The sequence below is a fragment of the Alistipes finegoldii DSM 17242 genome (assembly GCF_000265365.1).
Classification (GTDB): domain Bacteria; phylum Bacteroidota; class Bacteroidia; order Bacteroidales; family Rikenellaceae; genus Alistipes; species Alistipes finegoldii.
This window is the reverse complement of sequence record NC_018011.1, coordinates 1,557,465-1,568,752: the sequence shown is the minus strand read 5'-3', so window position 1 is coordinate 1,568,752 and position 11,288 is coordinate 1,557,465. Positions and strand designations below refer to the sequence as shown.

Sequence of the window (11,288 nt, the reverse complement as noted above, 5' to 3'; positions counted from 1 at the left end):
GCGGAGACGCGCCCCGCCGCCTTTTGCGGCTTTCTCGTGTGCGGACAGTGCCGTGCCCTGAGCCGGGCCGGGGCGGTGTCGCCGCAAGAGGCGGGGCGCTCCGAATCAGAAGAAGGTTACGATGCGCGCGGCGGCGGTCTGCGAGATTTCGCCGTGCGGCGTGAGTGCGAAGGCGCGGGGGCGGACCGAAAGCCCTTCGACGGCGAGAACCCGTTCGTCGAGCGAAAGCGCCGCGAAGATTTCGAGCAGCTGCTCCTCCATCCGGGCCAGCGCAGTGCGCCGCTCCGCGGGGGAGAGCCGTGCGCCGGAGCTTAACAGGTGGAGCGTCATGTTGTACGTCGCCCGGCCGTGGCCGCGTCCTTCGACGGCGTGCAGTTCGAGGGGCGCGAGCCATGCCGCCGGGTAGCTTCGCATGGTGTGGGCCATGCCGTCTTCGGGTCCCGTGTGGAAAGCGTAACCCTGCTGCGCCGCGAGCGCTTCCGCCGCACCTTCGAGATGGGTGCGATTCATTGTTGACAAGTGTTTGAAAGATTGTTGAAAAACGGTAATAACAATTCGTAAGGAGCTGACAAAGAATTTTGTCCCGTTGTTGATACCCCGTGCACGGTGCACCGTGCGGTGTGAATTGTGATGCAAATATACATCGGCGGATACCCCCTTGTCAAGAGGTCGGGGCACTTTTTCTAAATTTTATGGAAAAACTCCCGATTTTTGATTACCTTTGCCTTATCGAAACCAACAGTTTTATACCTTATGGATGATGGTCATAGTTCCACGTATAGCGGCTGTGTCGTATCTCAATACGATACCGTTCATCTATGGTATCGGGCACGAAGGTAACCTGCGTGCCGAACTGCTGTTGTCTCCCCCCGCCGTCTGCGCAAAGAATTTCGCCGAACACAAGGCCGACATCGCCTTGGTACCTGCCGCCGCCGTGCCGTCGCTCGCCGACGCCGAGATCGTCACCGAATACTGCATCGGCGCCGCCGGTCCCGTGCGGACGGTCGTCCTGCTGAGCGGCGAGCCGATCGAAACGGTGCGCCGGGTCTTCCTCGACGCCCATTCGCTGACCTCGGTGCAGCTGGCCGGCTATCTGTTGGCCAAACACTGGAAGGTCTCTCCCGAATACTATACGATGGAGGATTACGCGCAGCTGGACCGCGCCCTGCCGGGCGACGCCTTCCTGCTGATCGGCGACAAGGTTTTCGACTACGAGGGCCGCTTCGCCTATTCGTACGATCTGGCCGCCGAGTGGAAAAAAGCCACGCGTCTGCCCTTCGCTTTCGCCGTCTGGATCGCCCGCAAGGGTGTCGATCCCGATCTGACCGAAGGGTTGCAGCATGCGCTGACTTTCGGCATCGAACACACGTACGAGGCCGTCCTCGAACACGGCTTCGACCGCAAACCGTACGATGCGTACGGCTACCTAACGCAGAATATCGACTATATTTTCGACAATCAGAAGCATAAAGCGCTGCAAAAGTTCTGGAACTCCGGCATCAAGGTGTCTCCGAGGGCCAATCCCGGCTGAAGAGCTTAGCGGACGGTCGTCCGCCTCTCTGCCGAACAGGATTATGAACTTTAAGAAGGAGAGCGTTTTATGATTACGATTTACCTCAAGCAATACAACAAGATTATCCGCAATGCCGACACGAAGCTCTTCGACGAGCTGGGTTACGACGACATTTTGTGGATCGACATGCTTCTGCCCACGATCAAGGAGCAGAAGGCCGTCGAGAACTTCATGGAGATCAGCCTTCAGACCAAACAGCAGGTCGAGGAGATCGAATCGACTTCGAAATACTCCGAAGACGAGAATGCCATCATCTCCAACTCCAATTTCTTCGTGCCGACGGGCGACACGTTCATCGTGGAACCCGTGTCGTTCATCATTTCGAACGAGGGCGTGCTGGTTTCGGTGCGCAGTGCCGAATTCCGGACTTTCCGCGAGACGGAGAAGCGCCTGCAGATGAACTACCGCAACTATTCGACGGGTTATCACCTTTTCATTTCGCTCTTGGAGGTGCGCATCGACTTCGACGCCGACCTCGTGGAGCTGATCGCCAAGCAGGTCGCGGCGCTCTCGAAGGACATCAACTCCGAAGATTCGATCGACAAGGCCGTGCTGCACCGCATCAGCGCTCTGCAGGAGAGCACCATGTCGCTGCGCGAAAATATCTTCGACCGCCAGCGCGTGCTGTCGGGTATCCTGCGCTCCGAACGTTTCCCGAACGACATCTATCCGCGCTTGCAGCTGATGATCAAGGACGTGAACTCGCTGATCAACCATGCCGACTTCAGCTTCCAGCGTCTGGACTATATTCAGGACGCCGCGCTGGGTCTGATCAACATTGAGCAGAACGAGATCGTCAAGATCTTCTCCGTGGCGGCGGTGATCTTCATGCCCGCGACGCTCATCGCGTCGATCTATGGCATGAACTTCAAATTCATGCCCGAACTGGACTGGACCCTGACGCTCTCCAACGGCTGGAACATTCCGCTGGGCTATATCTTCGCCATCGGTCTGATGATCTTCTGTTCTGCGCTGACCATCTGGTACTTCAAGTACAAGAAGTGGCTCTGAAGACACGCCCGCTCTGCGGGCGCGCTCCGGCCTTTCTTTCCCGTTACTCCACCAGCCGCACGAAACAGGCGTCGCTTACGTCGCCGGCGCCCCAGTCCGACACCAGAAATGCGTTGTTGTTGAAACTGTTGAAGTCGAACGTGGAGACGTTTATATCCCACGCCGAAGTTCCTGAAGCCGACTGTTTATTGAGCCAGTAGATCGCTCCGAAATTGGTGTAAACGGTGTAGAGCATCGGGCGGTAATGAATGTCCGACGAGGTGTAGAGCGCACCTCGGTTGGCATAGCGCAGCACGCCGCGTTTGCCGCCCTCCTGCGTGCAGTTCTTACGCCGGCCGTATCCGGCGACTCCGGTTGGAAAGAAGAGGTTCGCACCCTCTCCGCCTGAATTCGTACTCCCTTTGGGGTTGTAGACGAAACATCCGCGCATGCCTTTGTTCTTATTGCTTTCGTTGTAATAGGCGTAGCTGTAAATGTCCTTCACGTCGAAAGAGGTTTCGGTGGATTCGTCGTCGTAAAGCACGCCGTATGCGAACTGGCAGTTGAGTTGCAGGGCGTGGAAATCCTCGTATTCGGCTACATGGCAGTTGGGATTGCCGTTGATGGTCTGTTTGCGGTCGCTGAATCCTGCCGAAGCGCGGGGTTTGTTCGTGATCTGCGTTTTTCCCGCGACCTCGGTCCATGTCCCCTTTTTTCCCGACTCCAAGGGAGCCAGATCGAACTCGGTCGTCGCATGGTCCTTGAAATTGTCGAACACGTTGTTGGTCGCGTCGATGGGCTGGTCGAAATTGCCGAAGCGGAACAGCGACCCCTCCTCGCACGGCGACTTCGCTTCCGTGTCGTTGTAGCAAAGATTGAAACAGTGCCATTTGGCATCGCCCGCGATTTGGGCGGGAGCGTAGCCCTGACGGACGAAGATCCGGTGGTAGCAGGAGTAGTTGTGGTAACGTATCAGAATGATCCCGTACCTGCATTGATCCGCGCCGATGGTGCCGTCCGGCTGGTAGGAGAACCGGATTTCGGACCCGGTGGCTCCTTTGGCCCGGCCTCCGAGCACGCCGTTGATCCTGATCCAGTCGCTGCCGGTCTCGATTTCAGCCTCCCACGGCCCCTCCGATTCGAACGGAAGGTATTGTGTGGCGGCCTCGTTCTTACGGTGTGTGAGCACCACGTTGAACGGTGTGTCGTTGTCGTGACGGCGGTAAATGCCTTTGGGATTGATGATGCGGCGGACTTGGAATATCGTCACGGTGTCCACCGTAGGTTCGGGATGCCCCTCCAGCTGGACGGTCAGTTTCACCTTCGCCGAGCGTCTGTATGAAAAATAGGGGTTGTTGCCCGAAAATCCGGTCGTACTCACCAGCTGCAATGCCCGCGTGTAGCACGGAATCTGCAGGACGGTCCTCTCTTTCGCCTCGTCGATCGTGACGATGTAGTCGCCGTTGTTCCCTCCGTCGATCGTGCCGCTTTTCGAAAGCTCGTACTCCCGGTATCCGCGGGGCGCCTGCCCTTTCTCTTGGGGAAGCAGCAGCGCTTCGCCGTACGCCTCCAGACTTTCTCCCGAAAGGGCCGTTCCGAAGTCTTTCTGGAGCCAGTAGAAGTAGTTGTAGCCGCACCAAAAAGATTTGTCGCGTCCGATCCAGTTGATATGGGTCGCGGCCAGCGACAGAAATCCGTTCCACGGGCCGTCCTTGATCTTCGGATTATCGGGGTCTGCGGTAGTGACATTGCCCGCGGTCGGGTTTCCGCTCAGGGAGTAGACTTCGTCGGGGTAGTATTCGAACTCGTCGCCGGCTTGGTACGGGCCCCAGTTGTTCTCCACGATCTCGGCTTTCAGATTTCCGACGGGTTTGCCTTTGATCTTCACCGGAAGCATCATCGAGTGGTCGTACAGATAGGAGATGTAATAGGGATTGGGGACGTAAATGCCGGGGTCCTCATTATAGTCGATATGCCAGTCCACGTCGTTCGCGCTGCCTTGGAAACGCATCGTGAGCTTGTAGTGGAAATTGCGTTCCGCATTGTAGTCGTCGTCGGCATTCTTGCCGAGCATGAACCGGTAGAATATCGCGCCCTTTCCGGGGTTCTCCGCGGTGTTCGAGATGTAGAAACCCTCCACTTCGATATAGGTGCCGCAGGGCTTGCCGTCGCGGTATCCCGGATCGTCGGGGTCGTTGCCGTCCAGGAAGGATATGTGCTGGTTGTCGCCCGACACATCTTGCCATTTGAGCTTGCCCTTTCCCTGCATGTTTTCGTAGAAGAAGAGCGACCGGGCGTCGTTGGCGTGCAGCTGCTCCTTGGATTGGGCGGTTCCTCCCAAGGGGTTGGAGCCTTTTGTCAGGCGCGGCCACTGGTTGAAATCGGTTCCCTGACCGTATTCGATCGTGTCGCCGGCGAACCATACGTCGTTGTCGGGGTCCTTGATGCGCTGTTCGTCGTTTGCGTCCAGCAGCGTGCAGGACCGGGGTATGTTGTGTATGCGCGCGGACTTGATGTAGATATAGACGTTGTCATAGAGATTCTTCGTGTCGAACGATATCGTGACTTTCGATGCCAGACGGCGCAGCCATGCGTGGATCGTCGGCTTGGCCGAATTGATCGTCAGCAGCGGCGCTTCGCCCCGGACCGCTCCGGATTCCGGTTTGTTGGCCGTGAAGTAGCCGGACATCTGATCGTTGTTCCGCGTCAGTTCGGGGGCGGTCTCCCATGCCGGGGCGATCCGCCTGAAATCCTCCTCCAGAGCGATTTTTTCAGCATATCGGGTGCTTGCCGCGAGATCGCCCATGTTGGCCACGGCGTAGATCCGGTAACGTCCGTAGGGAATGTTGCACGTGAATTCGGCCCGCTGCGTGGTCTGTTCTGACGGGCTTCCTTCCCGGTCGGGGTCCGAAATCTTCATCTGCTCCCGTGTCCGGTAGGCGTTTCCCGCGAGCGAGCCGTCTTCGTTGTACCATGCGATGAAGATATCTTCGATTTCGGCGATCTCGTCGCCATTGAGGCTGCGGGTTTTTCCGAGGGAGAGGTTCGAAAGGGCCTGAAAGGTCACGGCGAACGATACGCGGCTTTCGCCCTTGCCGATCGGTCCCGCGTCCGCTTCCAAGTCGTCGCGCATACAGGAACCGAATCCGAACAGCATGCCGCCCAGCAGCAGGTAATATATCGCTTTGCTTTTCATCCGTTTCAGTCGTCTGTTTAGGGTAACAGTCCGAATCCGGGATCGAGTTCGACCAGTTCGTAGGGAAATACCTCTACGACGAGATCCGGTTCGGATGTCTTCGAAATCGAGAATTTGTAGTAATAGTTGCGCCGGATGTCGAACGGATCTCCGACGGCGCTGCCTTCCGGCGGCGCGTTGTAGTATTTGAATTCTACGGCATACTCCTTGCCGGGCGCCTCCTTGAATCGGACCCGCATTTCGGCGGCGTCGGCCGCTTTGCGGTTCGCGGTCCCTGCCGCGACGTTCCGGTATTCGGGGACGTAGGCGATGAAGCGCCCGTCCGCCGTGCGGTCGAATGCGCGTGTTTTCGGGGCCTCGTCGTTCCTGCCGTCCGGCAGATGCACGGCGTCCGTGTAGTCGCCGGCGTAGTTTCCCTTGACATAGTCGTCCTGCGAGTAGACCCCACTCGGAGCGCAGCATCCCGTCGCATTGTACCGGAGCAGTTCGACCTTTTCGAGCGTCCAGCCCGATGTCTTGCAGCTCACCTCTACCTTGGCCATGGCGCGCAGCAGGTGGACGGTCCCCAGATGGGTGAGCATCCCCGGTGTGAAAGTCATCTCCTCGCAGCTTTTTACGCCGTACATCGGAATCAGCCGTTCGCGGGACAGTACGAACGGTGCGGAGAACGTGTAACGGCTGCTTTCCGCCGTGCAAAGCTCCTCGATCGTCGTCTCTCCCGCCGTCATTTTTTCGGGGTAGGAGGGCCAGTTCGCCAGTGCGACGACCTTGAAATTCGCGGGCGGCATCTTGTCCGTTTTTCCGACTACTTCATACGTTTTCGACCGGTCGGAGTCGTTTCCGTCGGGGATAAGCTCCACCGTCTGGAACGCGGAGAGGTATCGGTTCTGCGCATCGAAAAAGAAGAATCTGTAATTCCCGTTTTCGAGGTCGATCCCGTTCTCGAATTCGCTCTGCGTGCCGTCGTCGTACGAGCCTTCGGGCGTTCCGCCCGCCCGCGTGCCGTTCGTGCTGCCGAGCGCGATGCGGAAACTTACCCGCACGTCGTCCGGCCGCTCCGTGCCGGTTCCGGGGACCGGCTCTTCATGTCCGGTCCGGCGGCACGACACGAGCGTCGCGCCGGCGAGCGTCGCGAGACAGATGAAAATGCGTATGATTCCGTTCGGTGACATGTGCGTAAATTGTCAGATTCCCGTATTTTGCCAAACCATTTTCCACGAATGGATGTTGATGCTCATGCTGACCCAGCGCATTCCCTCTCCCAGCACGCATACGATGTTGTACTCGTCCATGCGGTCGAGGAATTCCTGCTCGTCCATATCCCGGCGGTATTCGCCTTTGACCAGCAGGGCGTAGTCCACCAGCGGGATGCTGAGAACGGTCTTTCCGGTGTCGTTGTCGCGCACCGTCAGCCTCATCTTGCGCTCCTCCGGCAATTCCTCCGGCTGTAGTTGCGGCGGATTCGTTCCGGTTTCCGCCCGGACCGTCGCGCTCTTGTCGCGCACCATTAGCCGTGCGGTGGTCAGCTCTGCGATAACGGCATTGACCGACGTCACGGCGTCGGGGAGGTCGGGAAGCGCTGTTCCGGCCGTCGCGGACTGCTTGTGCCACGCATGATAGGTCACCGGTTCGTCCGGCAGCAGCTGGTTGTCCCAGTCCATCCGGCCGTTTTCGGCGGTGATCCGGAACGAGAAACGCTTCTCGTCGAGCCGCTCTCCCGACGTCTGCTGCAATACGACGCGAACGTTGTTGGTGTTCTTCACGAGCGGTACGACGTAGGTATAGGTGCCCTCCGTGTCGCCGAAGGTCTGATTCGGCAGATAGCCGTGGTAGAGCCTGTCGAGGTCTTCGCGGACGTGTCCCGTCCCGTCGGTTCCGGATTCGCGCATCAGCGTGCAGGTCAGCTCCTTTCCGGATGCCGATTCCGGGATTCTGAACGAACCTTTGTCCGTCGATCCGCACCATGCCAGCAGGTCGTAGGTTCCCGGAGCGACGTCCACCTCCATGGCGTATCCCTCTTTGCCGAGGGCTTCGCCGCTTTCCGTGCGCTGCCAGACCACCCTGCCGCCGCCGTCGAGCAGATAGAGCGTTACCGACTCGACCTCGCGGGCGAATGCGTCGGCGAATTTGAGGTTCATGTCGTAGCGGAACTTCACCCGGTAATTTACCGAACAGTCGCCCTCGCCGTCGTAGATCACGCTGTCGCAGCCCAGCAGCGTCAGGGCGCAGACGATCGCCGCGAGCGTCCTTTTGCCTATTGCGTATATGTAAGACGATGTGCCCATCTCTGTCACTCTGTTTAGTTCATCGGGTCCGGACCGGGGCAGCCCCTTCCGCGAAGGGGCTGCCGGAAACTACAGATTTACGTTCTGGTTGACGATCTTCCATGAGAGGATATTGATCCGGGCGCCTACGTAATAGGTATCCTTTTCGTCGTTCTTTCCGGGAACGATCTCCTCTTCGGGGTCGAAGATGCCTTTGCCGATCTTCGTGAGACTGTTGACGGTCACCACATAGTGATGGTTGCGGACGATGCCGTACTTGGCGACGGGGATCACCCGTTTGTTTTCGGCGTCGGTGGTCGTCGCGGCGTTGTTCAGGTGCTCGATCGGGATGTTGTAGTACATCAGTCCGTCCTTGTAGCCGATGGCTTCGTTGTAGGCGTTGAAATCCTTCATGTTCTTCTCGACCTCGCCGAGCTCGGTATCAGTGGCCGGGGCATACGTCTCGCCCGATTTTCTGTACAGCGAGGTGCCTGCGGCGAGCGGTTTCAGTTTCAGGTATACCTTTCCGTCGCGGTCGTTGGCCAGCTCGACGCAGTCATGATCTATCTGCACGTATTTTCCGGTCGCCTCGTCTTCCAGACAGTACAGGTTCAGCTTGTTGCCTTTCTGAAGCGTGTTGAGCACGTAGTTCAGGTAGTCGTTGCGTTTGTAGAGCGTTCCGTTGTAGCGTATCATCTCCAGCGGCTGTTCGTTCTCGTCGAGGATCTGCGCTTTGAGCAGGATGCTCGTCACGGCCGAATGGAGATACTCCGATACGATTTCCGACGTGTTGGAGTTCTCGGCGCAATAGGCTGACTGCCCGAATTGTTTGGTAAGCTTGTCGGCGTTGATGTAATTCAGGTATTCGGCGACTGCGGCTTCTGCCGAAACGTCGGGATACTTGCCGTCCTGTTTGCCGTAGTTGTAGGACTTTCCCCAGTAGCTGCGGAACCAGACCGCATCGTTCCAAACGAATCCGAGGTCCGCATCCGACCATGCGGTTTCGATGTTCTTGACGATGTAGGAATCCTTGGCGGTGGCGTTCAGCCCCCCCCCATCCGAGGGATCGGACGTAGATGTCGGCCGCTCCGGTCTGCGTTCCCTGCTCCTGTTGGTTGGGGTCTCCGGCGACAGTCACCTTGACCTTGTAGATTCCGGGTTTCCCATCGACCGGAACGAGCTTATCGTTGTCCACGCGCAGGGTGACTTTCGCCGCCAGACGCTCCACGTAGATGTCTACGGGCGTTGCGTTCTGCGCCTCGTCCAGCTCCTTCTTGAAGTCCGATTCGCTCACCTCCGTCACGAAGTAGGGAACCGCCGCCGTGCGGCCGTAGCTGGTGGTGCTCATGGTGAAGTGCGACCCGTTGTAGATGCTGCCTGCAAGCAGTGTCTTCATCTCGTCCAGCGTGTTTGCCGGCTCGAAATCCTCCGGCGTGTTGAGCACCGTGACCAAGTGTTTCGGGTGGTTGGTTTCGGTCAGGCCCTTCAGCACGATGACCGATTTACCGAAGAATTCGATGTTGCCCGCGGGGTTGTCCTCATTCTCCGTGCCGCTGTCCCAGACGTTTGCACGGGCGATGAATATGCCGTTCGTATCGTAGAAGAAGTCGGCGTTGACCACTTCGTGCTCGGTCGCGTCGCCGTATTCCAAGTCGCCTCCGGTCGCGCGCGTGGAGTTCGCGTCGGTGATGTTGACTCTCAGATAGGCTTTCCCGTCGAATGATCCGGGCTTGTTGCTGTTTTCGGGCTCTTGGTCCGAACAAGCGCAGAATGCTCCGCAAACGAGTATCCCGCAAAGGATGTTTTTCAGTTTCATAGGAGATGTGATTGAAGTTTTATTTTTTGTTCCGTTTTTGCAACTGTTCCAAAGCCTCTCTGGTCTCGCGTATGCCGGCCTTCTCGGCTTCCTGTAGATAGCCGGCGGCCGTTTCGTACTCCTCCGTAAGCATGGCGTATGCGCCCCGCGCATAGAGGGCTTCGGGCGACTCCCCGGCTTTTCGCAGATAGTGTTCCGCGTTTTTCAGATCGCCTTTCTGCATGGCCGTGTTCGCCGCGTTGAGGTTCGCCGCCGTATCTTCGGGATACATGCGTACGGCCGTTTCGAATGTTTCGTTGAATTCGTCCGAACCGGGGCTGCAGGCTTGTGCGGGCAAGTAGAATTCGTTGAGACTCAGTTTTTGCGGCTGCGTGAGCATGATGTGCCGGATCTCCTGCGCGTCGCTGAACGTGCGGATGGTGTACGTGATCCGGTAGTCCGTATGGCACAGCGCGGGATAGCGGTTTTTCAGCAGGAAATCGTACTCTTCGGAATAGGAGCGTTTGATTTTCGCCTCCTTGGCGTCGGGTTCGAGCGAACTGTCGATCAGGGCGAGTATCTCCGCGCGGTGCGTCAGGTTCGAGCATTCGACATAGCTGCGCAGTCCGGCCCAGTCCTCCGGTTCGTAATCGGTTTCGATGACCCCCTCATCGAAGCGGTAGAGTTGTCTGATATGTTTTTTCAGCGCTTCGGTACGGCCTATGGCCAGCATGCGGTTGTGCGTCCACGGACTTTCGGGCGATGCGTAGCCTTTGAGCCATACCGATGTGATCGTCACGTCCCGGTCGTTCCGCACCGAATCGATGGTGGCCTCTATCTTGCCCAGTTCGGCCGTGTTGCGGCGGTAGTCGGGATAGATGACGGTCTTGTTCACCGGGAAGTCTATGAACGCGGACCCGCTCAGCGAGCGGCTTTTGACGGCCTCGGCCGTCGGCCGGACGTAGACAGGCCGGGGAGTGTAGGGGACGGGTTCCTCGAAGTGTCCCAGCAGGCCCTGCTGTGCGGCGAGCATCGTGTTGCAGCAGCCGTAGTCGCGGCGGGAGAGCCGGAGCGTGGCGCCGTTCATCCATCCGTCGTATGGCACGATGACGTGATAGGCTACCCGTTCGGGTTTTTCGGCGGCCTTGAAACTTGTCTCGCCGTCGCCCGACAGCATGCTTGCGCCGTTTCTTACATAATAATAGTAACGGCGCCGGCCGTAGATGCCGACGGCGGGCAGGTCGGCCGAATCGGCTCCGTTCACGAGCCGGGGAGTCAGAAGTACGGCGCGGTTCGCCTCTACCTCCAGCCGGGAGAGTTCGACATCCATCTCCACGACCAGATATTCGCCGTTCCGATCCATCTTCAGGTTTCCGACCGTGACCCCGTCTATCTCTTGGGCGTGCGGCAGCGGACTCGTTCCCAACAGCAGCGACAGGAAAAAAATCGTTCGTTTCATTGCAGCGAGCA

At 58.3% G+C, this 11,288-nt stretch carries 9 protein-coding genes; 2 read left to right on the top strand and 7 right to left on the bottom strand.

Annotation, left to right across the window (positions count from 1 at the left end):
• Window positions 1–105: 105 nt before the first annotated feature.
• On the bottom strand, window positions 106–510 hold the full coding sequence (locus ALFI_RS06940) for a hypothetical protein (RefSeq protein ID WP_014775300.1): 405 nt from the start codon (window positions 508–510) through the stop codon (window positions 106–108).
• A gap of 247 nt (window positions 511–757) precedes the next feature.
• Here ALFI_RS06940 and ALFI_RS06935 point away from each other — a divergent pair, with 247 nt between their 5' ends.
• Both ALFI_RS06935 and ALFI_RS06930 read left to right on the top strand, forming a co-directional pair.
• Complete coding sequence (locus ALFI_RS06935; RefSeq protein WP_042493398.1) at window positions 758–1,531, top strand: menaquinone biosynthetic enzyme MqnA/MqnD family protein; 774 nt, start codon at window positions 758–760, stop codon at window positions 1,529–1,531.
• Window positions 1,532–1,600: 69 nt separating this feature from the next.
• Window positions 1,601–2,584 carry a magnesium transporter CorA family protein gene (locus tag ALFI_RS06930; protein WP_009599088.1) on the top strand — a complete coding sequence of 328 codons (984 nt, stop codon included), beginning with the start codon at window positions 1,601–1,603 and terminating at the stop codon, window positions 2,582–2,584.
• Window positions 2,585–2,627: 43 nt separating this feature from the next.
• Here ALFI_RS06930 and ALFI_RS06925 read toward each other — a convergent pair whose 3' ends face one another.
• From ALFI_RS06925 to ALFI_RS06905, 6 genes are all read right to left on the bottom strand, one after another.
• Window positions 2,628–5,759 (bottom strand): DUF4906 domain-containing protein, encoded by a 3,132-nt coding sequence (locus ALFI_RS06925; RefSeq protein WP_014775298.1) that lies wholly within the window; start codon window positions 5,757–5,759, stop codon window positions 2,628–2,630.
• Between the two features lie 17 nt (window positions 5,760–5,776).
• Window positions 5,777–6,931, bottom strand: a complete 1,155-nt coding sequence (locus ALFI_RS06920) for a FimB/Mfa2 family fimbrial subunit (RefSeq protein WP_014775297.1) — start codon at window positions 6,929–6,931, stop codon at window positions 5,777–5,779.
• 12 nt (window positions 6,932–6,943) lie between these two features.
• On the bottom strand, window positions 6,944–8,044 hold the full coding sequence (locus ALFI_RS06915; protein ID WP_014775296.1) for a FimB/Mfa2 family fimbrial subunit: 1,101 nt from the start codon (window positions 8,042–8,044) through the stop codon (window positions 6,944–6,946).
• Between the two features lie 69 nt (window positions 8,045–8,113).
• Window positions 8,114–8,386, bottom strand: coding sequence for an Mfa1 fimbrilin C-terminal domain-containing protein (locus ALFI_RS17400; RefSeq protein WP_244265032.1), 273 nt, complete (start codon window positions 8,384–8,386; stop codon window positions 8,114–8,116).
• A 193-nt stretch (window positions 8,387–8,579) separates the two neighbouring features.
• Window positions 8,580–9,839, bottom strand: coding sequence for a hypothetical protein (locus ALFI_RS16520; RefSeq protein ID WP_244265021.1), 1,260 nt, complete (start codon window positions 9,837–9,839; stop codon window positions 8,580–8,582).
• A gap of 19 nt (window positions 9,840–9,858) precedes the next feature.
• Window positions 9,859–11,277 carry a DUF3868 domain-containing protein gene (locus ALFI_RS06905; protein WP_014775295.1) on the bottom strand — a complete coding sequence of 473 codons (1,419 nt, stop codon included), beginning with the start codon at window positions 11,275–11,277 and terminating at the stop codon, window positions 9,859–9,861.
• Between the last annotated feature and the right edge of the window lie 11 nt (window positions 11,278–11,288).

Bases quoted from the DNA above. Each gene is read 5' to 3' on its own strand.
- ALFI_RS06940 (WP_014775300.1), bottom strand. From the start codon at position 510: ATGAATCGCACCCATCTCGAAGGTGCGGCGGAAGCGCTCGCGGCGCAG.
- ALFI_RS06935 (WP_042493398.1), top strand. From the start codon at position 758: ATGATGGTCATAGTTCCACGTATAGCGGCTGTGTCGTATCTCAATACG.
- ALFI_RS06930 (WP_009599088.1), top strand. From the start codon at position 1,601: ATGATTACGATTTACCTCAAGCAATACAACAAGATTATCCGCAATGCC.
- ALFI_RS06925 (WP_014775298.1), bottom strand. From the start codon at position 5,759: ATGAAAAGCAAAGCGATATATTACCTGCTGCTGGGCGGCATGCTGTTC.
- ALFI_RS06920 (WP_014775297.1), bottom strand. From the start codon at position 6,931: ATGTCACCGAACGGAATCATACGCATTTTCATCTGTCTCGCGACGCTC.
- ALFI_RS06915 (WP_014775296.1), bottom strand. From the start codon at position 8,044: ATGGGCACATCGTCTTACATATACGCAATAGGCAAAAGGACGCTCGCG.
- ALFI_RS17400 (WP_244265032.1), bottom strand. From the start codon at position 8,386: ATGTACTACAACATCCCGATCGAGCACCTGAACAACGCCGCGACGACC.
- ALFI_RS16520 (WP_244265021.1), bottom strand. From the start codon at position 9,839: ATGAAACTGAAAAACATCCTTTGCGGGATACTCGTTTGCGGAGCATTC.
- ALFI_RS06905 (WP_014775295.1), bottom strand. From the start codon at position 11,277: ATGAAACGAACGATTTTTTTCCTGTCGCTGCTGTTGGGAACGAGTCCG.